This window comes from Pseudoalteromonas sp. SWXJZ10B, assembly GCF_015864475.1.
GTDB classification, from domain to species: Bacteria; Pseudomonadota; Gammaproteobacteria; order Enterobacterales; family Alteromonadaceae; genus Pseudoalteromonas; species Pseudoalteromonas arctica.
Genome location: NZ_JADYXD010000003.1, coordinates 70,584 through 95,810, shown reverse-complemented (window position 1 = coordinate 95,810; position 25,227 = coordinate 70,584). Strand labels below are relative to the sequence as shown.

The 25,227-nt window shown below is 38.4% G+C and carries 25 protein-coding genes; 13 read left to right on the top strand and 12 right to left on the bottom strand.

Annotation, left to right across the window (positions count from 1 at the left end; genetic code table 11):
- Window positions 1-637: 637 nt before the first annotated feature.
- The 3 genes from I6F54_RS04000 to I6F54_RS03990 form a co-directional block, all read right to left on the bottom strand.
- Window positions 638-1,375, bottom strand: a complete 738-nt coding sequence (locus I6F54_RS04000; protein ID WP_197139825.1) for an enoyl-CoA hydratase/isomerase family protein — start codon at window positions 1,373-1,375, stop codon at window positions 638-640.
- A 262-nt stretch (window positions 1,376-1,637) separates the two neighbouring features.
- Window positions 1,638-2,252 carry a response regulator transcription factor gene (locus tag I6F54_RS03995; protein ID WP_058154167.1) on the bottom strand — a complete coding sequence of 205 codons (615 nt, stop codon included), beginning with the start codon at window positions 2,250-2,252 and terminating at the stop codon, window positions 1,638-1,640.
- Entirely contained in the window at window positions 2,249-3,352 is a 1,104-nt protein-coding gene (locus tag I6F54_RS03990) for a sensor histidine kinase (protein ID WP_165727667.1), read from the bottom strand. The genes I6F54_RS03995 and I6F54_RS03990 overlap by 4 nt, the downstream gene beginning before the upstream one ends.
- 327 nt (window positions 3,353-3,679) lie before the next feature.
- Between I6F54_RS03990 and I6F54_RS03985 the strand changes: the two genes are divergently transcribed.
- The 4 genes from I6F54_RS03985 to queG all read left to right on the top strand — a co-directional run bounded on the left by I6F54_RS03985 (window position 3,680) and on the right by queG (window position 7,713).
- On the top strand, window positions 3,680-4,546 hold the full coding sequence (locus I6F54_RS03985; protein ID WP_197139823.1) for a DMT family transporter: 867 nt from the start codon (window positions 3,680-3,682) through the stop codon (window positions 4,544-4,546).
- Complete coding sequence (locus tag I6F54_RS03980; protein ID WP_165740593.1) at window positions 4,543-5,247, top strand: glycerophosphodiester phosphodiesterase; 705 nt, start codon at window positions 4,543-4,545, stop codon at window positions 5,245-5,247. Before I6F54_RS03985 ends, I6F54_RS03980 begins: the two co-directional genes overlap by 4 nt.
- Window positions 5,248-5,292: 45 nt before the next feature.
- Window positions 5,293-6,513 (top strand): methyl-accepting chemotaxis protein, encoded by a 1,221-nt coding sequence (locus I6F54_RS03975; protein ID WP_101216875.1) that lies wholly within the window; start codon window positions 5,293-5,295, stop codon window positions 6,511-6,513.
- Window positions 6,514-6,579: 66 nt separating this feature from the next.
- The gene (gene queG / locus I6F54_RS03970) at window positions 6,580-7,713 is read left to right on the top strand and encodes a tRNA epoxyqueuosine(34) reductase QueG (protein ID WP_197139821.1); all 1,134 of its coding nucleotides are present in this window, start codon (window positions 6,580-6,582) and stop codon (window positions 7,711-7,713) included.
- 46 nt (window positions 7,714-7,759) lie between these two features.
- Here queG and I6F54_RS03965 read toward each other — a convergent pair whose 3' ends face one another.
- The 3 genes from I6F54_RS03965 to I6F54_RS03955 form a co-directional block, all read right to left on the bottom strand.
- Window positions 7,760-8,887, bottom strand: coding sequence for a response regulator (locus I6F54_RS03965; RefSeq protein ID WP_165727670.1), 1,128 nt, complete (start codon window positions 8,885-8,887; stop codon window positions 7,760-7,762).
- 55 nt (window positions 8,888-8,942) lie between these two features.
- Window positions 8,943-10,937, bottom strand: coding sequence for a hybrid sensor histidine kinase/response regulator (locus I6F54_RS03960; RefSeq protein WP_197139813.1), 1,995 nt, complete (start codon window positions 10,935-10,937; stop codon window positions 8,943-8,945).
- Window positions 10,938-11,056: 119 nt separating this feature from the next.
- Window positions 11,057-11,545 carry a GNAT family N-acetyltransferase gene (locus I6F54_RS03955; RefSeq protein WP_007579917.1) on the bottom strand — a complete coding sequence of 163 codons (489 nt, stop codon included), beginning with the start codon at window positions 11,543-11,545 and terminating at the stop codon, window positions 11,057-11,059.
- An 81-nt stretch (window positions 11,546-11,626) separates the two neighbouring features.
- Here I6F54_RS03955 and I6F54_RS03950 point away from each other — a divergent pair, with 81 nt between their 5' ends.
- The 6 genes from I6F54_RS03950 to I6F54_RS03925 all read left to right on the top strand — a co-directional run bounded on the left by I6F54_RS03950 (window position 11,627) and on the right by I6F54_RS03925 (window position 17,083).
- A complete protein-coding gene (locus tag I6F54_RS03950; RefSeq protein ID WP_024590220.1) occupies window positions 11,627-12,202 on the top strand; it encodes a glutathione peroxidase in 576 nt (191 codons plus the stop codon).
- A gap of 86 nt (window positions 12,203-12,288) precedes the next feature.
- A complete protein-coding gene (locus I6F54_RS03945) occupies window positions 12,289-12,570 on the top strand; it encodes a peptidylprolyl isomerase (protein WP_002958009.1) in 282 nt (93 codons plus the stop codon).
- A 64-nt stretch (window positions 12,571-12,634) separates the two neighbouring features.
- A complete protein-coding gene (locus tag I6F54_RS03940) occupies window positions 12,635-13,213 on the top strand; it encodes a glutathione S-transferase family protein (RefSeq protein WP_197139811.1) in 579 nt (192 codons plus the stop codon).
- Window positions 13,214-13,230: 17 nt separating this feature from the next.
- The gene (locus I6F54_RS03935; RefSeq protein ID WP_007579911.1) at window positions 13,231-13,581 is read left to right on the top strand and encodes a DUF2750 domain-containing protein; all 351 of its coding nucleotides are present in this window, start codon (window positions 13,231-13,233) and stop codon (window positions 13,579-13,581) included.
- 99 nt (window positions 13,582-13,680) lie between these two features.
- The gene (locus I6F54_RS03930) at window positions 13,681-14,361 is read left to right on the top strand and encodes a hypothetical protein (RefSeq protein ID WP_024590219.1); all 681 of its coding nucleotides are present in this window, start codon (window positions 13,681-13,683) and stop codon (window positions 14,359-14,361) included.
- A 148-nt stretch (window positions 14,362-14,509) separates the two neighbouring features.
- Window positions 14,510-17,083 carry a M1 family metallopeptidase gene (locus I6F54_RS03925; RefSeq protein ID WP_197139809.1) on the top strand — a complete coding sequence of 858 codons (2,574 nt, stop codon included), beginning with the start codon at window positions 14,510-14,512 and terminating at the stop codon, window positions 17,081-17,083.
- 82 nt (window positions 17,084-17,165) lie between these two features.
- On the opposite strand, the gene I6F54_RS03920 is transcribed toward I6F54_RS03925, so the two are convergent.
- Window positions 17,166-17,531 carry a hypothetical protein gene (locus I6F54_RS03920; RefSeq protein WP_007579906.1) on the bottom strand — a complete coding sequence of 122 codons (366 nt, stop codon included), beginning with the start codon at window positions 17,529-17,531 and terminating at the stop codon, window positions 17,166-17,168.
- A gap of 75 nt (window positions 17,532-17,606) precedes the next feature.
- Window positions 17,607-18,482 (bottom strand): hypothetical protein, encoded by an 876-nt coding sequence (locus tag I6F54_RS03915; protein ID WP_197139800.1) that lies wholly within the window; start codon window positions 18,480-18,482, stop codon window positions 17,607-17,609.
- 157 nt (window positions 18,483-18,639) lie between these two features.
- Here I6F54_RS03915 and I6F54_RS03910 point away from each other — a divergent pair, with 157 nt between their 5' ends.
- The 3 genes from I6F54_RS03910 to yjjG all read left to right on the top strand — a co-directional run bounded on the left by I6F54_RS03910 (window position 18,640) and on the right by yjjG (window position 20,839).
- Window positions 18,640-19,539 carry a phosphoribulokinase gene (locus tag I6F54_RS03910; RefSeq protein WP_007579904.1) on the top strand — a complete coding sequence of 300 codons (900 nt, stop codon included), beginning with the start codon at window positions 18,640-18,642 and terminating at the stop codon, window positions 19,537-19,539.
- Window positions 19,540-19,605: 66 nt separating this feature from the next.
- Window positions 19,606-20,151, top strand: a complete 546-nt coding sequence (yjjX, locus tag I6F54_RS03905; RefSeq protein WP_197139798.1) for an inosine/xanthosine triphosphatase — start codon at window positions 19,606-19,608, stop codon at window positions 20,149-20,151.
- A gap of 13 nt (window positions 20,152-20,164) precedes the next feature.
- Window positions 20,165-20,839 (top strand): pyrimidine 5'-nucleotidase, encoded by a 675-nt coding sequence (yjjG, locus tag I6F54_RS03900; protein WP_165727676.1) that lies wholly within the window; start codon window positions 20,165-20,167, stop codon window positions 20,837-20,839.
- 92 nt (window positions 20,840-20,931) lie between these two features.
- Here the strand turns inward: yjjG and lpxC are convergent, their stop codons facing one another.
- From lpxC to I6F54_RS03880, 4 genes are all read right to left on the bottom strand, one after another.
- Window positions 20,932-21,843 (bottom strand): UDP-3-O-acyl-N-acetylglucosamine deacetylase, encoded by a 912-nt coding sequence (lpxC, locus tag I6F54_RS03895; protein ID WP_007582940.1) that lies wholly within the window; start codon window positions 21,841-21,843, stop codon window positions 20,932-20,934.
- Between the two features lie 106 nt (window positions 21,844-21,949).
- Window positions 21,950-23,197, bottom strand: a complete 1,248-nt coding sequence (gene ftsZ, locus I6F54_RS03890) for a cell division protein FtsZ (RefSeq protein WP_007582938.1) — start codon at window positions 23,195-23,197, stop codon at window positions 21,950-21,952.
- A gap of 21 nt (window positions 23,198-23,218) precedes the next feature.
- Window positions 23,219-24,451: a cell division protein FtsA gene (gene ftsA, locus I6F54_RS03885; protein WP_197118615.1), complete on the bottom strand. Its 1,233-nt coding sequence runs from the start codon at window positions 24,449-24,451 to the stop codon at window positions 23,219-23,221.
- Window positions 24,448-25,227: a cell division protein FtsQ/DivIB gene (locus I6F54_RS03880; protein WP_007582934.1), complete on the bottom strand. Its 780-nt coding sequence runs from the start codon at window positions 25,225-25,227 to the stop codon at window positions 24,448-24,450. Before I6F54_RS03880 ends, ftsA begins: the two co-directional genes overlap by 4 nt.

The following is a 25,227-nucleotide window of genomic DNA, read 5'->3' as shown; positions in this document are numbered from 1 at the left end:
AACCCATATAGTTATAATGAGACAGGTAAAAGCGATTAAACTTTTAAGAAAGCACTTTTACCTTGCTGTTTATCTTGCTGTATAGTTTAAAAATCTAGCGCAATGGGGCTTAACGACCCCTTAACTGCAAAGTGTTTAGCCATATCGTAGTAATGCTAAAACCCTTTCGCGCTATTATAACCTGAGCTCTGGCTAATAAATCTATCTCGAGCAGCTATTTTCAGCGCTAACAGCGTTGAATATACTTGCAATAGGCTAGGGTCTGTTGATCTTTGCGGATTAAAATTTGTTCAAACTAGGGGCTATTTAATCGCGGCGCGAGATTTGTAACCTAGTGGGCTAAGTAAAAACCGAGCAACAAAGAGTAAGTAGCCCCTAGGAAGAACCCTTTGGGCAGCGCCTGTTTGGCATTAATGCTACGTTATCGCCCATTTATGGGGAATAACCACACTGCATAGGCTCTGCCTTGCCTAAATACCAAACAGACTGCTGCAAATTTAACCTTGAAAGATCAACAGACCCTAGCTATTGACGCGTAAATTCGCCTTGTTTTCACTGAAAATCTCTGGCTAGAGAAAATAAATTTAAATATCAACATGATTCAATACGTTAGTAAATCTCTTAACCAGAGTTCAGGTTATTTATTTTTTTGTAGGTTTTTCCAGAGCAGTTTGCTTATATTATCAATAAAGCTTGGGTCTTCTTCTTTCATTGTAAGCAAAATTTGCTTATTCATTTGTGATTTATTTTGAGCGTAAATCCAGCGGTTTTTGTTAAACTGCTGGGCAAACTCAAGTACACCTGCTTGTAGTTCATCGTTATTTGCAAACACAGCTTCAACTACTTTGTTCTCTAGCAACTGCTGTGCACCAACACGCTCTCCTGACATAGCTAAACGATTAAAGAATGTTTGCGAAATAGCTTTATTAATTATAGGAAACATCGACGGTACAAACGGCACCATTACGTCCACTTCAGGAAAACAAAAGAAGCCTTTATCTGACTTCATAAATCTAAAATCGCACGCACACGCAAGCACCGAACCATTGCCATAGGTATGCCCGTTTAACGCAGCAATAATAGGCATAGGAAAAGTAACTATGCGCTTAAACAAGTCACTTATTTGAATCATAAAGTCAGAAATTGCAGCAGGTAAAATACTTGGATTGGACATCCATTGAAGGTCGATACCCAATGACCAATTTTTATCACTCGAGGACGTTAAAATAACTGATTTAATATTTTGATCTGCTTCAATGTGGTCAAGGTGTAAATTAAACTCGGCCAAAAACGCTGGATTGTGACGGTTTTCAGCGGTATTCATGGTGAGTATAGCGGTGTTATTTTTAGTTGTTAGTTCTATTAAATTTGCCATTAAAACCTCTTTTAGCGCTTTTTAAGCTAATTTTAAGCGCTGTTCGTTACTTTTATAAGTAATACCAACCTGCATAAATCTTTGATCAATTTAACGAATTAAATTTCACTATAACGTCGTTAAAAAATTTTTATTTAGAACAACTAGATACAAAAATTTTTGCCTAGTTCTAGCGTAATTTTCTTAACGTTAAATAGACCCCATATATAAGCAGATTGGTATAACATAGTAATACTTTGCTTATAATTTATAAACCCACTATTTAAAGCCATCCTTTTTGTTTAGCTATACGCGCAGCATCTATACGGTTAGTGGCGTTTAGCTTAGCAATAGCGTCTGATAAATAATTACGTGTGGTACCTTCACTTATAAATAACTGCTTGGCTATGTCGCTTGTTTTAAGGCCGTCGCTTGCAAGTTTAAGTGCTTTGCGTTCTTTATCTGTAAGCGGATCTGCGTCGTCTAATGCATTGATAGCAAGCTCTGGGTCTATCACTTTTTGTCCCTGCATTACTTTTTTAAGCGCATTTATTAGCTCTTCACTGGGTGCTTCTTTTAAAATAAAACCTTTAACGCCTGCCGTAAGCGCTCGCCTAATATAACCCGCACGAGAAAATGTGGTCATAATAACCATTTTTATAGCGGGGAACTTAGCGGCTATTTTTTCACTCAGCTCTATACCATTCATGGTTGGCATTTCTATATCGGTTAAAATTATATCGGGATGTAAATCACTATCAAGTGCTTCAATTGCATTAAGTGCATCTTGCCCGTTACTTGCTTGCCCAATAATCTCAATATTAAAATCGAGTCCTAACAATGCTGCTACTGCGTCGCGCACAAGCGCTTGATCTTCCACTAAATACACTCTGATCATTGTAAATCCTTAGCTGAAATTGGTAGCATTACATTTAAAGTAAAAATATCGCCACAGGTAAATGTTGCACTGCCATTGAGTTGCTCTGCTCGCTCTTTAATACCATTTAGGCCATTGCCCGAATTTAATGTAGAGCACGGTGCACGATCAATAACGGTAATGAGTAGCTGCTGCGCTGTTTGTTCTATATTTATTTCGCAATTTTTTGTGCTGCTATGACGTAGCAAATTGGTAACGGCTTCTTTAATTATAAGGCCTGCGATGCCCTCTACTTTAGCGGGTAGAGTATTTAAAACTACATTAAATGAAACGTTAAAGTCTTGTTCTATTAATCTTTGTTTTAACTGTGCTACTTGGCTAACAAGGTTAAGCTGTTTTAAATCACTAACGGCGCTTCTTACATCACTGAGTAACTGCCTTGCCAGATCGGCCACTTGTGCAATTTCGCTATTTGCTTGAGCGTAACGCTCACCTTGGTTTAATTTATTTGCAAGCTCAGCTTTTAAAGCAATAGATGACAGTGAGTGACCTAAAATATCATGCAAGTCGCGGGCTATCCGTTCACGCTCAGCAATTGCTGCTAATTGCTCTAATTGGTTAGCGCTTTCTTGCTCACGTTTTTTGTACAGGCTCTCTCTTTTAGCTGCAATACCGTAACTAAATAAGGCTGCACATAAAATCAAAGCAACGGCTAAAAAGTATTGAACCTTCCCTATATCACCAATATATGCGCTTAATAAAACCGTAGATATAATCGCGAGTGCAGCATAAATTCTTTGATGGTAGTTGTATGCATAGCCTGCTACGTAGGCTGCAAAGCCAAATAAAGTAGGAGTACCTGTGGTGTAAAAAGTAGCGCAAAAACAAATTAATAGCATGGCTACAAACAACTTGGTCACCCCTGCACTTTTGCAGTTTATTGCTTTTACATATAAAAGAATAAAAGCAACATAAAAGGCTAAAGACATCGTTATTTGGTTAGCAGTAAAGCTCGCAAAATTAATTATTAATGGGAGTAAATAAAAGCCTGTAAAAATTAAATGCCCATATTTCCAAAAACCTTTATCACTTTGTTGAGAAAAGGAGTTAAGCGAGCTCATACAAATACCTCTGGCATATTATTTTTACTTATAGGACTATTTTTATTAATAAATATAAATAACATAAAAATGCATGCCAGCATAAAGCAATCTGCGTACGTAATCGTAAAACTTAATGCCTCTAGCACTTCATTAATAGTTAAGCTGATTAAAATTAAAGAATTCATAATTATCCCCTGTTGAGTAAGGTAACTATGCCAGCGTACAAAAATAATAAGAGTGTGAAGTGTCATCAACTTTTATGACATTTGTCATGCGATAAAAAAATTCATCTTAAGAATTTTTAAGCAATGTTAATATGTTCAAAAAGTACAACAAGGAAACTAAATGCAATCTCAGCAGCAAAGTTTAATTTATTTGCACATAGCGGTATTACTTTTTGGCGGAACCGCTTTATTTGCCAAGCTTATTGGTTTAAATGCTTTAGATATTACCGTTTACAGAACTGCAATTGCAGGAATGGCTATTTTAGCCATGCTGTATTTTCAAAAAAAACAAATTAAACTAAACAAGCCTAAAGACTACTTTATTGCATTATTTTTAGGTGTTGCGGTGGGTATTCACTGGGTAACCTATTTTGCTGGTATGCAAATGGCCGGTATAACAATTGGGATGTTGGCATTTTTTAGCTACCCCGTAATGACGGTATTTTTAGAGCCCTTATTTAATAAAAGCAGGCCAAAAGCAAAAGATATAATAAGTGCGGCGGTGGTTGTTTTAGGGATTTACCTGTTAGTACCAAGTGCAAACTTGGGCGACGATGTAACCTTAGGTGTAATAACAGGTGTGATATCGGCATTGTTTTTTTCAATCAGAAACATTACCCATAAGCGCTACTTTAGCCAATATGGTGGCCCGCAAACGATGTTTTATCAAACCTTAGTGGCAAGCATTATGCTGTGCGCATTTATAGAAGTGCCGGTATATGAGGTTAGTCATCACGACCTAATTTTAATTGCCATAGCGGGTGTTATTTTTACAGCTACACCGCACTCGTTATTTGCAGCAAGTTTAAAGCATTTATCAGCGGCAACTGCGGGGTTAATTTCTTGCTTACAACCACTTTATGGCACCATACTGGCTATAGTAATTATTCATGAACGTCCTACTGTTATGACGTTAGTTGGTGGAGCACTTATTGTTAGTGCCGCTTGTTTTGAAACGTGGTCAATCACTAAAAAGGCTCGACAATGAAAGTATTTGCACACCGTGGTGCCAGTGGGGATTTTCCTGAAAACACCAAAAGCGCTATTTTAGAAGCGTTAAAAGTAGGTGTTGATGGTATTGAAGTAGATATTCAAAGTTCCATCGATGATTACATGTTAATACACGACTCATGGCTCGATAGAACCACCAGCGGTAAAGGTAGGGTGAGTAACTTTACGGCACATGAACTCTCTAAACTTGATGCTGGAAATGGTGAAAAAATTCCCACTCTTCAGCAGCTGTTTGATTGGAATAATAATAAATCTTTATTAAATATTGAGCTTAAACATACGTTTGAACTAGAAAGGTTTGTGGCTCAACTTGAAGAAAACATTGAAGCTAACAAAATATCGAAAGCAAATATTTTAGTATCATCGTTTGATCATCATCAACTACAGTGGCTTAAAAGCAAGCTACCGTGGCTTAAAATAGGCGCCCTTACTTCTTCTATTCCAATTAACTATGCAAAGTTTGCAAGTGATTTAAACGCTTATAGCGTACATGCAGATAAAACCTTTATAAATAAGGCTTTTGCCGATGATGCAAAAAAAAGAGGCTTAAAGATTTATGCTTATACGGTCGATAGAGAACAAGATATAGCGCTAATGCTTGAGTATGGCATAGACGGAATTTTTACAAATTACCCAGCGCGAACCAAAGCTTACTTGTTATCGTTACAAAAAAGCTAACTTACACCTCCCTAACTAAAATAAGAATCGTAGGGCTTAAGCATAATGAGTAGTTTTATGAAAATTTATAACTATATAGAGCAAACATTCTTTTTTACGTTAACGCGTAAAATAGTCGGTAATTTAAGTTTTGTATTATTGTTCCAAGCAATTACGTTATTTTGGCTGCATCAGAGCTTAAGCGAACAACAGCAAAGTACAGGGCTATTTTGGCTGCTTACGCTTGTTATTATATCTGGTTTTATTTTTACTCTTTTTTATATGCGTTTTTTAATTGTTCGCCCTGTTACTGCTATGCGCGATACTTTAATAAAAATAAACCAACAAGATGCAAATTTAGCAGCAAAACTTCCCCACTTTTCGTATGACGAATTTAAAGATTTAAGTTCACAATATAATATATTTACTGCCCATTTAAGTGAGTTACTCAGCACAACATATAACAGTGCTCAAGCTAGTGCACACAGTAATATACAAGTCACTGAATCGATGAAAAATACTGAGCAATCAAGTGAGCAACAAATACAGTTAAGCCACAGTATTATTAATGCCAGTATGCAAATAACCCAAAGCTTACAAAACATAGTAAATAATACAGATAGCGTGCATAACGTTAATAATGAACACCTTAACTTTGTAAAACTATCTGCATCAGAGCTCGCTGCTTTAGTAAAGCAGGTTAAACTTATTACTAATATGCTAGGTAGCTTTTCAAATACAATTGCGGGACTGAAAGAGAACAGTGAAAACATTCGTAGTATTTTAAAAATGGTTGAAGAGTTTTCTGATCAAACTAATTTGTTAGCCCTTAACGCCGCAATAGAAGCAGCTAGAGCGGGTGAAGCTGGCAGAGGGTTTGCCGTAGTTGCAGACGAAGTACGCACACTTTCAATAAAGGTCAGTGGCGCAACTAGGCAAATAAGCGACTTTATTACTCAAATGAATGAGCTAGTAAATGAAACAAATAAAGAGTCAGAGCAATTAATGACTCACTCCAATAACGCACAAAGCTCAATTAGTGCAACCTCCGAGGGTTTTACAAAAATGCTTAGTGAGTTTGAGCACAACCAACAGCAACTACAACAAATAGCCAGTGCTGTGCATATGCTTGAGGGCACTCAAACTAATACTCACCAATCGGTAGAGCAAATAGTAGCTTTAGGTGAGCAAGCTAAACAGCAAATAGATACGGCATTAGCCGATAGCGAGCAATCTCAACAGTTAAGCTTACAAACCCAACAACAGTTAAAGCGCTTCGTGCGCTAAGAAGCGTTTTCGGGCTCGGAGAAATATGGTAAATTACGCAGCTATTAATTTAAGTGTGTGAAGTGTGTGAGCAACCCTACCCCAAACTATGAAAAATTAGCCCTGCAAATAAAAACCTGGGGGCAAGAGCTTGGTTTTAGCGAAGTAGGTATTACTGATATTGACCTATCTAAGCACGAAGCCCAATTGCAACGCTGGCTTGATGCTGGCTACCACGGCTCGATGGATTATATGGCTGCTCACGGCATGAAACGCGCTCGCCCTGCTGAATTAGTACCTGGTACACAGCGTGTTATATCCGTAAAAATGAATTATCTTCCTCCCGATGCTGGCTTTGCAAAAACCTTAAAAAATAAAGAAAAAGCATACATAAGTCGTTATGCACTGGGTCGTGATTACCATAAATTAATGCGTAATCGTTTAAAAAAACTTGGCCAAAAAATAGAGCAAGAAATTGGCGAATATGGCTTTAGGCCATTTGTAGATTCAGCCCCGGTACTTGAGCGTCAACTTGCCGAAAAAGCCGGTTTAGGGTGGCGTGGTAAGCATTCGTTATTAATTAATCAAGAAGCAGGATCGTGGTTTTTTTTAGGCGAACTATTTATTGATTTACCTCTACCAATAGATGCAGAGAACACGTTTGAAGGCTGCGGAAAATGTGTTGCTTGTATTACTCTTTGCCCAACAGGTGCAATTGTAGAGCCTTACGTTGTTGATGCACGTAAATGCATATCGTACTTAACGATAGAACACCAAGGCCCCATACCCGAACAATACCGAACTTTATTAGGCAACCGTATCTATGGTTGTGATGATTGCCAGTTGGTATGCCCTTGGAATCGTTATGGACAAATAACGGATGAAAATGATTTTCATCCTCGTACTCAATTAAAAAATAAAGATTTACTTGAGCTATTTGCTTGGGATGAGCCTACATTTTTAAAAAATACCGAAGGCAGCCCTATTCGCCGCATAGGTCACGAACGTTGGTTACGTAATATAGCGGTCGGTTTAGGTAATGCAGAGTTTAGCCCGGCTATTATTCATGCTTTACAAGATAAAAGCCAAATATCCAGCGAGCTTGTTTTAGAACATATTGAATGGGCGCTTGCTCAACAAAACGATAAACAACGATTACAAATTCGTAAAACGGCTAGGTTAATCAGAATCGTAGAAAAAGGCTTACCCAGAGATGCATAATGCAGTTGGAGTAAGCCTTAAAGTAACATTATTTAATTAAATATATTTAGCTCTTTAAAAGCAATGACAGGTCTTGCTCAATTTCAGCAAAAGCTGCTTTTACCTGTTTAACAGACTCCTCTCTGGCCACTGAGTTTTGGATAGTTTCATCTACTTTTTTATAAATAAACACCTCCTGATCTTCATCTAATCCCATTGATGGGATACGTTCTTCGAGCTCTTCTTGTAACTGTTTAAACACTTTTTCGTTGTTTTGACGGTTGTCATTCAATAAGCTAATTAAGCCATGAAACTTACTGTGAACTGTACTTGCTACGGCATTAAGTTTTGCCTGTTGTGATTCAAGCATTTTCTTAGTCATGATGGCGCGTAGTTGCTGCTCGGTAACACTGACAATAAAACATACGTGGTCGCGTATACGCCCGTGTTTATCTGGATCGTGATCAGGCATATTTAAAATAAGTAAGCTAATCAATTCATAGTTAACTAAAATTCGATGCGAAAATTCATGTAAACGCCCTTTGTTTTTAAGCATTTCAAATAGCTCCACCACAATAGGTGAACACACGCCGCTTAATGCAAAGTGACTAATTTCATCGTTCTCTCTAAACTCAACATTACTTTGCAAATCAAAAGATTGTAGGCAATCTATAAGCGCTTTACCTAGCTCTTGAGGGTCGTTAATAAAGCCTATGTTTTCAACGTAGTTAACTATCTGCCCCATTTCACTGCTGTTAGCCATGGCATTAAATGCAGTTGATGTAGCATCTTCAACTTGCTTTTCAAGGCTTTGTTTTTCAACAAGTACTTGGTTTAAATTTTTAAGCTTTGACTTAAGTTCATCATGGCCAAAGGGTTTTACAATATAGTCTTCTGCACCAACCGAGTAGCCTTCCATACGCTCTTCAACTGTGCCACGAGCAGACACAAACATAACAATAATGTGTGCTGTATTTGGGTTTGCTTTAAGTGCCTTACATACTTCATAGCCGTTCATTTGCGGCATACTTACGTCGAGCAATATAACCTGAGGCATATAGCCTTCAACCATGTTTAAACACTCAGGACCACTTGTTGCTACTTGTAATTCAAAATCAAGATCCTCTAAAATCTCCTCAATAATTTCAAGGTTAAAGGGTTCGTCATCAACGGCAAGTATTTTAGTTAAGGCCATAATTTATCATCCATTCAAATTCTCAAAAAAAGTTACTTGGTATGCTAACTAGCAATTAATTACTGTGTTGTATTAATTGATCTTCAGCCAAATGATCATCTAGATTTATTTCTAATGGCACCTGTATAGATATAGTTGCACCACCATTTTCGTTGTTACGTGCAGTGATCTCACCTTGATGTAAAGACACAAACTCTCTACACAATGCAAGGCCCAATCCGGTACCACCGGCACCGCTATTTGTTTTGCTGCTTTGTACAAACTTAGTAAAAATATGTTCCAGCTCATCTTCTGGTATACCGACCCCATTATCGGTAACCTCTATGGTAGCAAATCGACTATCTGACTCTAAATTTATCTGTATTTTACTTTTTGGTTCACTAAATTTGAGTGCATTACCTAATACGTTTCGAAGTAACTGGTTTATTTGCTCTTCATCACACTGCGAAATTACAGGTAGCGGCTGCGCGGTGAATACAACCTCAATTTCTTTTTCCATTGCCGTACCAGATACATCATCAATACTTGTTTTTATAATGTTCGCTAAATTATATGGACGAGGATTAAATGGAAACTTACCCACATCAAGCTTAGATAGGTCGAGTAAATTATTTAGTAACGACAGTAAACGCTCACCACTACTCTCTATTCGCGATAGGTATTTAATTAGTTTCTCTTTTGCAAAATCTCCAGTTTCTAATTTGCTTAAACCAAAACGCGAAAAGCTTAAAATAGAGTGCATTGGTGTGCGAAGTTCATGCGACATGTTTGCTAAAAACTCTGATTTACTTAAGTTTGCAGCTTCAGCAATATTTTTTGCATGTTCAAGCTGTGAAGTACGCGCTCTTACTTGCTCTTCAAGGATATCTTTTGCTTCAAGTAGTAAATCTTCTTTTTGCTTAAGGTGGGTTACATTTTTAAATATTACGGCAAGTGCTATTTCACCATGGTGATCTATCTCATTAAAAGATCCCACTAACGGTATATAGCCCCCTGCAGTTTTAGATAAACGTAAGTCGCAGCTAAATTGGCGATTACTATTTAATGTCGAAATTTTATTTTTAATACCTAACGTTGAATCATCATCTAAAAAGCTAAATACTGATTTACCTTCTAGTTCGTTAAACGGTAAGTTAAATAGTTTTAAACAAGCATCATTAGCTTCTATCACTCTACCGCATTTCTCAAACAACATAATTGCATCAGGCGTATGCTTATAAATAACCTGAAGTAGGCTGTCTTTTTCAATCAGGGCATCAACCGTATCTTGTAGCCTTTCGACAAGTTCTGCGTTATGGCGTTTTAATAACTCTGTTTGCCACAGTTTATGTATTGATTGTAATAATGAGCTGTCGTTCAATGGCTTAATAAGTACGTCTTCTACACCTTGACGAATAGCTTCAATCATTGAAACTTGATCGGGACGTGAGGTAAATAATAAGCAACGGCAATGTGGTTGCATTATTTTTAAGTTTGAAAAAATTTCTAAACCGGTTCCGTCATCTAAAACAAAATCACTTATCAGTATATCGATTTTCTTTTCTTTCGTAATTTCTAAAGCTTCTGCAGAGGTGGTTGCTGTATGGGTCTCGATATGAGCACCAATCAAGCTGCTTTTCATTTTTTCGAGGCGCTCAGGAACATGATCGACGAGTAAAATAGCGGGTAATTGCAAAATATGATTAGAGCCTAATTCTAGTAGGCTCTCTAAAAGAGAAGTAATTTCTTTATTAGAAAAAAATGGGTAGATCACGGTTGCGTCAGGCGCAACATGATTTAGCTCACTAAACGCAGTTAGTTGCTCACCACTTTGTGCTTTTGGAGCAAGCAGCATAAAACGCTCTTGCGCTATTTGGCTAACAAGCGGTTTTATAGAATCAACAGGCACACCATGGGCAACAACAACTAAGTCGTAGTCGCCTATATTGGTATACATGTCTAGCATGCTGAAATGAATTAATTCGACTTCACATCCTATTAATTCTAAAAGCACTTTCACACGCATTGCGATGACACTGCTACTATCAACAATTAATATTTTTCGAATCATCAAGCTACACTTCAAATTAATAAACTTAATATGATAATAGCGTAGACTATTTTTATTTAATTGGCATAAACCCTTCGTCTTATTTTGTAAAAAAATATTACAACATTATGAAAAATAATTTATTCCAGATGTTTTCCAAAAATAGTAAGGCTATACGCCTTATCATCCATTATGGCAACGCTTGGCAACTCACCCCATATTGCAAAATCAAAATGCTTAAACAATTTAACACTCGGTAAGTTATGACTAAAAATAAAGCCGAGTAATACTTTAATATTTAATTGCTTAGCTTGTGTTTGAGCAAATATCATTAGCTTTTTACCAAGCCCTTTACCTTGCGCTTTACTGGTAATGTAAATGCTCATTTCTACTGTGCCGTCGTAAGCTGGGCGCCCATAAAACGATTTATAACTTACCCAAGCAAGTACTTGGTTATTTTCGCAGTAAACGTAAATAGGCCTTTTATCGTTGTGGCTATTAAACCAGTCACGCTTTTCGTCAACGCTCACTTCTTGCGTATCTGCAGTTACCATTCGCCCTGCAATAGTTTCGTTGTAAATGGCTACAATTTCATTAAGATCATTAATAGTTGCTAAACGGATTGTCATAGGTCATTAGAGGGTTGATCAATTTGTTCCATATTAGCGTATGATTATCCAATCAAACAATCGTAAAGTTTAGGTAATGTAATGCTTAAAATAATTATAATAGGTTTAACGGCTTTACTTATTAATGCCCCCCTTCAAGCTCAAACACCATCAATCATAAATAAAACCTCTACACAGGACTGCCAAGATTTTACCAATGTAGATATACGAAAGCTTCGCTCAAAAGAATCTATTAACTTGTGCCAATTTAAAAATAAACCTTTGTTAATAGTAAACACGGCAAGTAATTGTGGTTTTACATATCAATTTAAAGGCCTTGAAGCGCTATATCAACAATACAAAGAGCAAGGTTTAGTCGTATTAGGGTTCCCCTCTGATGACTTTTTTCAAGAAGAAGACAATGAAAAAGAAACAGCGAAAGTATGCTTTGTAAATTATGGTGTAACTTTTCCCATGTTTGCCACCAGCAAAGTTCGTGGTAGCGAAGCAAATCCAATTTTTAAATATTTGAATGAGCAAACTAGCTCTCCAAATTGGAACTTTTATAAATACTTAGTGTCTGCTGATCGTAAAACAGTTTTACGGTTTAACAGCAAAGTGGCACCTAATTCAGAGCAAATGATTACTGCAATTGAAACTGCGTTTTCTGATAAATAAGTTTATACTGGTACAATTAGTTGAAACTAACTAGAATGATATTTCAATTCGGTTAAAAAAACACCACACTATACTCGGGAGATTTTATGACAGTAGCAAGCGCACGACATATACTTGTAGACAGTGAAGCACAATGCTTAGACTTAAAAACAAAAATTGAGCAAGGCGAAGACTTTGCTGAACTAGCAAAAGCACATTCTAATTGTCCTTCAGGTCAGGATGGCGGTGCTCTTGGTGAGTTTGGCCCTGGTATGATGGTTCCAGAGTTTGATAAAGTTGTGTTTTCTGCGCCAATTAATCAAGTACAAGGCCCTGTGCAAACTCAATTTGGTTATCATTTACTTGAAGTTACTAGCCGTTCAGAATAAATTTAACTGTACTGTAAGTAACATTTGATAAAAGCCGCTTATGCGGCTTTTTTATGGAGTAATTATGCAATTAATTGGTTCTGTACCTTCACCTTACGTGCGCCGCATTAGAATTTGGGCACAACAAAACAGCTGCAAACTAGAGCTTGTAAGTCTTGATATATTTTCTGAGCAAGATCGCCCTACTATGGCCAGTAAAAATCCAGCTCGAAAAATCCCAATACTGGTAGATGGCGACTTAACTCTTAGTGACTCTAATTCTATATTGCGTTATTTACTTGAAAAAACAGGTCAGCCAAAACTAACGTGGCCTCAAGAGCACTTACTTACGACTATAAATGCTTGTAACGATTCGTTAGTAGAAATGGTGTTATGTAAACGTTCTGGATTTGACACCAAAAGCGATAAATTATTTTTTAATCTGCAAAACGAACGTATTGAACAAACATTAAGCTTTTTAAATACCCATTTAAGCGATGAAGAATTTAAAAGCTGTGAATACCTCAACATCAGTTTATACTGCCTGCTTGATTGGATTTGCTTTCGCGAATTAGCTGACTTTAGTCAGTATTCAGCGCTTGTTGCTTTTCATAAGCAATATGACGAGCGCCAAGCAGCAATAGACACCAATCCTCGTCACTAATTTAAAAGGGTAAACACATGAGCGATATCGAAATTGAATCACAACTAGTTAACTTCGTAGAAAAAGTACGTGTTAGCGAAGTAATTTGGGCACTTGGTGCAGAAGATAATGGCTTTGTAGTGTGCGATTCTAACCAATTTGACGAAACTGACGTACTACTGCTTTGGGAAAGTGAAGCAGCAGCTAAAGCACAGTGTAAAGAAGAGTGGAAAGATTACAGCCCAGTAGAAATCAACCTTGATGAATTTTTAGATGCATGGGTTGAAGACTTAAATGAAGATAACGCACTTGTTGGCATTAACTGGAATGATGACCAAGTATGTGCAGAAATTGAACCTACAGGTTTAGCTCGCGCATTGAGTGAATAATACTTTATACGCTTTACTCTAAAAGCGGATAAAACCCGACTAGCATCTACTGCTAGTTGGGTATAAAATAAAACACATCATTATTTTCAAGGTATTACGTTGAAAACCCATCTTGGTCGCCGGCCCTTTTCAGCCATGGAACTGCACACTCTTTATAATGGATATATATACGGTGATTTTAAAGTTGCACGAGAGCAACCAAAACACTGGCATTTTTGGCTCCCTTTAATTGCATATTATAGTGGTGCTTATAGCGATGAGATTGGTTATTTAACGCTTGATGATCTGTCCCTTGAAAAAAACGTCTTATGCTTTAATTTTCATACCCACGGTAAAATAAAACCTCGCTTAGTTCCTGTACATCAAGCACTTATAAATGCTGGATTTAATGAATATATAACGTTCATCAAATCGCAAAACCAACACCGATTAATGTTCGACTTACCGGCTAAAACTGGCAGGTACAGTGAAAAAGTCCGCATTTGGTTTTCAGGCGAAGGTGAGCGAGCCGGTTATCTGCAAAAATGTGATATACCAAACGTAGATCAACTCGGTATGAAAACAGCAATAAGCAGTCTTCGTCTTAACTTTGAGCAACAAGTGCGTATATACGCCCTACAAGCTAACTCTAAAGATGCCTTTAATTACTTGATGGGTTTTAACGAGTATCCACACGATGTGTTTAGCGATACCCACTTATTAAATACCGTTGTCCAACAAATACGTATTATTAACTCACACCTGCATTGGCAGCGTTTTATAACACGCGAAAGCCACTGACAAACTTTGTTACTATTTCCCCTTAAAGTCACCGTTATAATCAATTACTCTATTTAAAAAAACTGTTAGGATATCTAACCCCCTAATTATATGAGCATAAAAAAGCCTATTTAGGGTAGTTTCTAACAACAACAATCTAGGGATCACTATGTTTCTTAAAAGCCTCTTAACAGTGAGCGTTGCTTTGGCAATGGGTGCTGCAAACGCTAACGAATTCGTTATTGAAAAACTCGCAAAACCAAGTTCACAACAGGTGTCGTTAACACTCGACCCGAGCCAAGATACATTCACAGGGATGACTGAGATTTCCCTAGAAGTACTAAAACCAACAAAATACATTGAGTTAAATGGCGTAGCTTACGCTGTTAAAATGGCGCAACTGCTTGGTGATGAAAACTGTGATTTAAACAATGAAATGCTTAAAACAGGTAAAGTAAAATTTAGCTGTGATGAGCAAATTCAACCAGGTAAATACACACTTAAAGTTGATTTTTCAGCGCCATATAACCGTCAAAGTGTTGGTTTATACAAAACATTAGACCAAGGCACTCCTTACTTATTTACTCAATTTGAAATGAGTGATGCACGCCGTGCATTTCCTGTTTTTGACGAGCCAAGTTACAAAATTCCATTTCAGTTAACGATTACTGCGCCTACATCACAAAAAGTATATTCAAATACGCCAGAGCTTAAAACAACAGTTAATGGCGATATGACCACACACTTTTTTGATAAAACACCGCCAATCCCTTCATACCTAGTAGCGATGGCTGTTGGCCCGTTTGAAGAATTAGAAATTAAAGGCATGCCAATTCCTGGTCGTGTAATTACCCCACAAGGTAAAATTCACTTAGCCCAATACGCAAAAGAAAATATGCCAAAAGTACTGGGCGCACTTGAAGCGTATTTTGGTATCCCTTACGTTTACAAAAAATTAGACTCAGTAGCGGTACCAGAGTTTCCATTTGGCGCAATGGAAAACTCAGGCTTAGTGACCTACAGAGAAGATATTTTATTGGTTGATTTAGCTGCCGCAACACGCAGTAAAAAACAACGTAATGTATCAATTATTGCTCACGAACTTGCTCACCAATGGTACGGTAACTTAGTAACCATGAAATGGTGGAACGACTTATGGTTAAACGAAGCGTTTGCTAGCTGGATGGCTGCAAAAATTACTAAGCAGCTTAACCCTGAGTTTGAATCGCACTTAGACCTGCCACAAAACAACGTAATGGCACTTGATGCACGCCTAAGCACCAAGCCTATTCGTAAGCCAATTAAAACCGAAGCTGACATTATGGACGGTTTAGGTCTTGCTTACAGTAAAGGCAGCTCAGTACTTGCTATGGTTGAAAACTGGATTGGCGAAGATGCATTTCAAAAAGGTATTCAAAGCTACTTAAAAGAGTTTTCATATAAAAACGCAGAAGCGGCCGACCTATGGGAAGCACTTGGTAAAGCATCAAATCAAGACGTAGCGAGTGTTTTAAAATCGTTTATTGAACAGTCTTCTTTCCCACTAGTTAAAGTAACTCAACAAGGTAGCAAAGTAACTATTTCACAAAGCCGCTTTGTAAATGCAGGCGTTGATGCGCCAGAGCAGTTATGGAATGTACCGGTTGCAATTAAATATGGTGCTGGCGATAAAGTAAAAACAGCAAATGTATTACTTAATAAACAAAGCCAAACGCTAGACTTAGACTTTGAGCCAGAATGGATTTATCCAGATCAGGGTGCACTAGGCTACTACCGCTGGGTAATGGATGACGCACAATTTAGCGCACTTGTTAAAAAGGCGCCAAGCGTACTGAGTGACCGTGAACGCTTAGCGTTGTTATCGGCTACTGATGCACTACTTGACGCTGGTGTTATATCTGCTGCTAAGTTAATGCAAACACTTGAAGTGTTCGTAAGCGATAGCCACCCTCGCGTAGCAAATACAGCGCTAGGTTACTTAGTATCGCAACAACGTACTTTTAAAGACGATAGCAATAAAGACCTATGGCCTGAATTTATTCGTAATGCAGTAACGCCTGCAGCTAAAAAATATGGTTTAGAAGCTAAAGCGGGAGAAGACGGAGCTATTGCACAACTTCGTGCGGCCGTGGTATCACGCTTAGGTTTTGATGGTGAAGATCAAAACGTCATTAATAAAGCGAAAGAACAAACACAAGTTTATTTAAATGATCCACAAAAAGTAGACCCTTACTTAGCGGGTACGTACTTAACTCTTGCTGCTTTTCATGGTGACAAAGCGCTGCTTGATCAATTCATGACAACGTTTAAAACAACGAAAGATCCACAAGTACGCACTAACATGCTTGCTGCAATGGGCTTTTTTGGTAAACCTGAATTACAAAAAGCGGTATTAGCTTATAGCTTAACGGATGAAGTAACTGCCTCTGACATGCGTACTATTTTGTCAGGTCAAAGTTATACAGATGAGCGCCAAGCGTTATTTATTGACTGGGTTTACAGTAACTACGATAAAGTAACAGCAAGCTTACCGCCTTTCTTTATTCCTAACTTACCGTACTTTACAACGGCGAGTTGTAATGCAGAAAGCTTAGCTAAAACAAAGACCTTTTTTAACGAAAAAGTAGCTGATGTAGCCGGTTACGCTCGTACATTAAGTAAGCTTGAAGAAAGTACAAACGATTGTATCGCGCTTAAAACACGTGAACTAGAATCGGTTAATAGCTTCTTAAAAAGTAAGTAACCCTTAGGTTTATTAAGCTATAAAAACACAAAAGCCGCTGAATATAAATTCAGCGGCTTTTTACGTTTATATTTTTGCTTTATTAATTACCAATAATCATCGTTAGCTTAGCAATAAAGTCTTTTGCTGCTTGCTCAGAGTTTATTTTAAATGCCACACCGTAGTGAATAGGCTGAGCACTTTTAAAAATACGTGTAGGAAAGCGTGTCATCTCGCTGCTATGAAAGTAGCCTTGCGCACGCGTTACGCCATCAATATCACTAAAGTCATCGCTAAACACCTCAAATGCTGGGCGAATTACTATTTTACCCTTACCGCTTTCGCTGTGGGTATAAAATGCTTCTTTAGAGTTTACTAACATGTACTCTGCAATATTTTTAATCTTAAAATTACTTCTACACTGTAATTTAATGAGCTGTTCTGTCAGCTCGTCTGCACTATAAGCCACGTGTAATCCCTATTAGTTAATTTGCGTATTAGATTAACGCATACACACAATAAAATCTGAATTTATTTGTCTGCTTTACTGCGTTATATCACATACAAAAGCGAGTTTTTCATTGTTGTAACTCATTCTTGTTATATTTGTTTCGCAGTAGGTGCTTAAATTAAGCCATTGCGATACTTCATTACTTCCATCAAGTTTACGCTGATAAACGCGGTTTTTAATAGCATAAGCGATAGTTGCATCATCTTTCAAAATAAAATCTTGAACTTGAGCAGGTAACCTTAGTAGGTCTTCAACTTGTTTATCTTGTGGATTAAAACTCGCTAAAATATGTTGCTCGTTTTTAGTGTAACTAAATAAAAATGCAGCCGTAGAGTTGTTATAAATAAGCGTTCGGCCAATATTACTGGCAGCTATTTTCCCCTTCGCTTGTACAACAGAAGTATATTGAAGAGTGTGAGGCTTTCCTAAAATAAACATCACTAAATCATTTTGAACACCCCATGCATGGTACCCAACAGGTTCAATCCAATCAAAAATACGACTTGGCGCATCTTCGCTTTTGAGTGGGTATTGCCACAGTTTTTGCTTACCATCTGCCTCTACAACAATCGCTGATACTGCATCACCACTTGGCATAACCGTTGGTGAATATTCGCTTACGGGAGAGTTACTGATATTAATAACTTTTTTTGATGTTAAATCGTAATAAGCAATATCGGTTTGGCTTTGCTCACCTGCAATCACCTCATGAGTAAAGTATAAACCTGTACTTGTTAAGTGCGGTTGGTTGTTATAACTGTTTTTATCACTCACTATACTAACTTGCACCCCGAAAGGTGTATTTAAATCAGCAAGTAATACTTGGCTTTTTGGCATGCTAGCCTGCGCCATAATTGGGCTAAGCGCTGCTATAGAAAATATCCCAAGTAATGGTTTAATAAGTTTCATGCTTTCTCTCGTTTTAATTTTAAGCACCTCATGATAACGTTATTTGCTGATGACGTCACTTGAGCTAAGTCAGTCAACTCTTAAGATACCCAAACGGCTTAAAATAATGTTAAGTTTAGTCTGGTTATAAAACCTGGTCCTAAAAAAGAGAATTAACATGTCAGCTAAAAATCCTATTATTGCGATTACGGGTTCGTCTGGTGCGGGTACAACCACCACAACCAATGCAATTAAACATATTTTCCGTAGCCTTAATATTGAAGCGGCTTTTATCGAAGGAGATAGCTTTCATCGTTACACTCGCCCTGAAATGGATAAAAAAGTACGTGAAGCACAACAAGAAAATAAACACATTAGTTACTTTGGCCGAGAAGCAAATGACTTTGGTGCTTTAGAAGCGTTGTTTGAAAACTATAGTGAAACAGGCCAAGGTAAGTTACGCCGATACTTACACACCTTTGATGAAGCCGTCCCATATAATCAATTACCGGGTACATTTACTCCTTGGCAAGACCTTGATAGTAATACTGATATATTGTTTTATGAAGGGTTACACGGCGGCGTAGTTGATCAAGATGTAGACGTTGCAAAGCATGTCGATTTATTAATAGGCATGGTTCCAATTATTAACCTTGAGTGGATTCAAAAATTAATACGCGATACATCCGAACGAGGCCATTCTCGCGAAGCGGTTATGGGCTCTATTGTGCGCAGTATGGATGACTATATAAATCATATTACCCCGCAGTTTTCTCGTACCCATATTAATTTTCAACGCGTGCCTACTGTTGATACATCAAACCCATTTAGCGCCAAAGATATTCCATCTCTTGATGAAAGCTTTGTAGTTATTCGCTTTAGGGGTATTGATGATGTTGATTTTCCTTATTATTTACGCATGATCGAAGGCAGTTTTATGTCTCGTATTAATACGCTTGTAGTACCAGGCGGCAAAATGGGCTTGGCTATGGAGCTTGTGCTTACTCCATTAATTAAAGATATTATTTTGAAAAAGCGTGCACTGGAAAACCTAGCACCACTCGATTTACCTATTTGATTACCGACTCTTTTTTGTTAAAGCTAACTCACGTACACTGCTGATTTTGCTCAAGGTGAGATCAGCATGTCACAACAATTAAAAATTATTGTCGGTTCTAAAAATCCTGTAAAAATAAATGCCGCTAAACATATTTTTACTATGTATTTTCCAGAATGTATCATTGACTGTGAAGGTGTGAATGCTCCCTCAGACGTGCCCGATCAGCCTATTGGCGAAGACGAAACCCGAATTGGCGCTCAAAATCGAGTGAATTACTGTAAAACTCACCATCAGGCTGACTATTATGTAGCCATGGAGGGCGGTGCAGAGCAATTTAGCTATGGGCCTGCAACATTTGCTTATGTTGTTATTGATAATGCCTTAAATCAAGTTGTAGGGCGTAGCAGCAACCTTCCTCTACCCCAAGTACTTTATAATGCATTACTTAAAGGTGAAGAACTTGGCGATGTAATGGACAAAGCATTTAATACCACCAACGTTAAACAAAAAGGTGGCGCTATTGGTCTACTTACCAACAATCATGCCACGCGCGAAAGTACCTATACACAAGCACTCACTTTAGCTATGGCGCCTTTTTTACACCCTGAGCTATACGGCCAAACAAATTAATTTAGGAAGTTTAATGAAGTACAACTATGTATTGTTTGATGCAGACGAAACCTTATTTAGGTTTGATATTTTAGCGGGCATGACTCGCATGTTTAAAGCTTACAACGTAGATTTTAGCCAAGACGATTATATTCATTATCAAAAAACCAATAAGCAGCTGTGGGTGGATTATCAAAACGGTTCTATAACTGCTGATTATTTACAAGTAACACGCTTTAATGAGTGGGCTTCAAAACTTAATGTGCCAGCAAAAGAGCTAAACGATGCTTTTTTAGATTCTATGGCGCAAATTTGCGAGCCATTACCTGGTGCTATTGAGCTTTTAAATAAACTTAAGCCAAATGCTAGATTAGGTATTATTACTAACGGATTTGCCCGCTTACAAACCGTACGCCTTGAGCATACTGGCTTAAAAGATATGTTTGAATGGTTAGTTATATCTGAACTTGTAGGTATAGCAAAACCGAATAAAGCGATTTTCGAGCACACATTTGAGCTAATGGGTAACCCAGATAAAAGCGAGATACTTATGGTGGGTGATACTGCTGCAAGTGACATACTTGGCGGCAACAATGCAGGTATTGATACTTGCTGGTTACAGCACCCTGGTGAGCAATTAGCCGACGGAATAAAGCCAACCTATACCGTAGCTAGTTTAAATCAGTTACAAGCTCTTTTGGAGCTATAATAAAGTATAGAGCTATTAAATTTCACACAAAAAAATGACGCTAATTAGCGTCATTTTTTATAACTGTTTTTCGAGCTGCTCTTTTACTGCTTTTAGGCTGGAGCTAACTCAAGACCGGGTGCAGGCATCGTCACAGGCGTTTCAAATGTTGCCCACTCCCATGCTGACTCTGTAGCCATAATTTTACGAAGTAATTTATTATTTAAATCATGACCCGATTTAAATGCAGTTACTTTACCTAAAAGGTTATGGCCTGTCATAAACATGTCACCAACACAGTCTAATATCTTGTGCTTAACAAACTCGTCGCTATAACGTAAACCGTTAGGATTTAACACTTTGAACTCATCAAGTACCACAGCACTATCCATGCTACCACCTAGCGCTAAGTTGTTTGCATGCATGTATTCAATATCTTTCATAAATCCAAAAGTACGCGCACGGCTAATTTCTTCAATAAAGCTTTGCGTTGTTATATCCAACCCAATACGTTGGCGACTTTCATTGATAGCTGGGTGGTTAAATGCAATCTCAAAGTCGATATGAAAACCATCATATGGTTCAACTTCAGCCCACTTATCACCTTCTTCAATGCGTACTTTTTCTTTAATACGGATAAAGCGTTTAGCAACGTTTTGCTCTTCAATTCCGCCTTTTTGTAACAGATATATGAATGGTAATGCACTACCATCCATAATCGGCACTTCTGAGCTATCTAATTCTACAATTAGATTATCAATGCCCATTGCAGCAACAGCTGCAATAAGATGCTCAGTAGTCGATAAGCGAACACCATCTTTGTTAATTAAACAGGTACACAACTGCGTATCACCAACGGCTTCAGGTGTTGTTTCAAAATCAACAACCGGATCAAGGTCGACACGACGAAATACAATCCCAGTATTTGCGCTCGCAGGTCGGAGAGTTATTGTGACCTTCTCACCTTTATGAAGTCCAATTCCTATGGCTTTGACTACTTCTGCAATCGTACGCTGTTTAATCATAGGTATGCTCACTTTTAAATCAGTTACAGTTATATGGCGGAGTTTAACATAAATCCTTTTGCCTTTCAATATTCGTACATATTTCAAACAAAAGTATTATTAAATGTTAATCAGCCTGCTTACGTAAAAAAGCGGGGATATCAAAATAATCACCACCTTCTGATTTATCCGCTTTTTTACTATTTTGTGCTGAAGAGCTTGATGCACTGCTTGAACTAGTTGTAGGCGCTTTTTCTTTGCTTTGCGTTTGCGCTTTAGCAGTGTTTTCTTCAGTGTTTGTATCTTGGCTTGCAAAGCTTGGTACGTACATACTGCTCGTTTGGTTTGATGTGCTTGCAACATCAGAACCTGATGCTTTTTTAAAGCCGTTATCAACAATACCAAACTGTGGACGACGATCGCCGCCTAACCCAGTTGCAACAACCGTTACACGTAGCTCATCAGTCATTTCTGGGTCGATTACCGCACCAACAACAACCGTTGCGTTTTCTGACGCAAGTGCTTTAACGTGATTACCAACAATTTCAAATTCTTCAATCGCAATGTCCATACCTGCGGTGATATTAACTAAGATACCTTTAGCACCTGTTAAATCAACGTCTTCTAGTAGTGGGCTTGAGATAGCCGCTTCTGCTGCTTCTTGTGCACGATCAGGGCCTGACGCAGACGCAGTTCCCATCATTGCAGTACCCATTGCAGACATTACAGTTCTAACATCGGCGAAATCCACGTTAATTAAACCAGAACGTGTAATTAGCTCTGCTATACCTTGTACCGCACCAAATAATACGTCATTAGCTTTAGCGAAGGCATCTAGAAGTGTAGTCCCTTTTCCTAAAACTTTAAGCAATTTATTGTTCGGAATTGTAATAAGTGAATCTACAATTTCTGACAATTCGTTAATGCCTTGTTCAGCGGCTGCTGCACGTTTTTTACCTTCAAAATCAAAAGGACGTGTTACAACTGCAACGGTTAAAATACCGAGTTCTTTAGCAATTTTAGCAACTACCGGTGCTGCACCAGTACCTGTACCGCCGCCCATACCGGCTGCAATAAATACCATATCGGCGCCTTCAAGGCTGGCACGAATTGTATCTGCATCTTCTTCAGCCGACTTACGGCCTACTTCAGGGTTTGCGCCCGCACCCAACCCAGAGGTTATTTGCGTGCCTAGCTGAACTGTAATATCGGCAGCAGAGTTACGTAATGCTTGCGCATCCGTATTAGCGGCTATAAAACGCACGCCTTCTATTTGTTGTTTAACCATGTGCTCAACAGCGTTACCGCCACCACCGCCCACGCCGATTACTTTTATTACAGCTTCTTCGCTGTGTTGTTCCATTATATCAAACATGTTTACTCTCCGACTTGAGTCTTAAAACTCGCCTTGGAACCATTTAGTAATGCGGTTCCACCAATTATTGTTATCCTCTGCTTTCGACTTTTGTGCATTCATCGATTGCATGGTACGCCCGTATTGTAACAAACCAACAGCGGTTGCGTACGAAGGATCATCTACGTAGTCTGTCAAACCAACCATCCCGATTGGTTTGCCTATCCTTACTGGCATTTGGAAGATGTCTTCTGCCACTTCCATCGCGCCAGTCATTTTAGCAGTTCCGCCTGTAATAACGAGACCTGCCGCAATTTGGTCTTCTAAGCCTGAACGACGAATTTCTTCCATCGCAAGCTCAAATAATTCTCTAAAACGAGGCTCTACCACCTCAGATAATGTATGGCGCGACATCAGTCTTGCTGGTCGTCCGCCTACACTAGGTACTTCAATCGTGTCTTCACTACTAGCCATTTGACTACTAGCACATGCGTATTGTACTTTGAGTGACTCTGCATGTGATATAGGTGTACGAAATATTTTTGCAATATCACCAGTAACTTGGTTACCAGCCACAGGTATAACGGCAGAGTGACGAAGCGCACCATTAATATAAATGGTGATATCCATAGTACCGCCGCCAATATCAAGTACTGCAACACCAAGCTCTTTTTCATCTGGCGTAAGCACTGAATAACATGATGCCAACGCAGTAAAGATAAGCTGATCAACTTCAAGACCACAGCGCTCTACGCATTTCTCGATATTTTTTGCCATATCGTTTGAGCACGTAATAATGTGTGCACGCGCTTCCATACGAACACCACTCATGCCCAATGGGTTTTTAATGCCCTCTTGCATGTCGATACTGTATTCTTGCGGCAATGCATGCAGCATTTTACGCTCTGCCGAAATAGGCACAGAACGCGCAATATGAATTACATTTTCAATGTCTTCTTCAGTGACTTCAGTGTTATTAATTGCCACCACGCCACTTTCGTTTTGACATTGTATATGCTTGCCAGAAATACCCAAATACACAGAGCTAATACGACAATCAGCCATTAACTCGGCTTCGTCTATTGCTCGGCGAATAGACTCAGACACTAAGTTTAAATCGTTAACGCCGCCTTTATCCATACCATGAGATACTTGGCTGCCCACACCAACAATGCTGAGCTTGTTATCTGCGGTGATTTCACCTACCGTGGCAACCACTTTCGAGGTGCCAACGTCTAACCCTATTACTAGGTTTCTTTCTGCTGACTTAGTCATGCCTTACTCTTATTTTGTAATTGTTCTTCTTGCACTGGCTTAAAGCTGACTGCAAGGCCGGTATCATACCGTAAATCTATTGTATCTACTTGTGCATCTGCACGTTGTTCCATTCGTGGATAAACGTCTATAAAACGTTGTACACGCTTGGCTTTATCTTTACGTCCTAAATTTAAACGTATTCCGTTATCTAACCATAGTTGCCACGAAAAGCGCTCCGACAATGCCAAACTTGTTAACGTTAAGCCGTTAACTTTTAGCATTTCATCAAATTGCTTAAAAGCAATCCACGCTTCTTCTTCGCTGCCTTCTGGGCCGTATAACTGCGGTAAGTCATCATCTAACTTATCGCTGCTGGCTTGAAATGCTTGACCACTTTGGTTGAGCAATAAGTCGCTATTCCAATGTGCTACTACTTCATGTTCAACAACATATACTTGTATAGTATCAGGCCATTGTTTACGCACCGAAGCGGTAGCAACCCAGGGTAAGTCTTGAACTAGCTGCTGCACATGCTTAACATCAAGTTCAAAAAAACTACTTAAATCGGCTTTTTTAATCGCTTTTATAATTGCCGTTTCATCTGTGTATTTAGGCTGCCCTTGCACTGTAAGGTGCTTAATTTGAGCATCTTTGTTTTCAACTAACCAATCCGATACACCTGTCGTAATTTGCACTAAGCCAATTACAACTATCAGAAAAAAGCTCACACCAAAAATCAGAGACCAATTAAGTTTCAGTTTGATTTCCTGAGCTTTTTCTAAAAGGGGATGCAT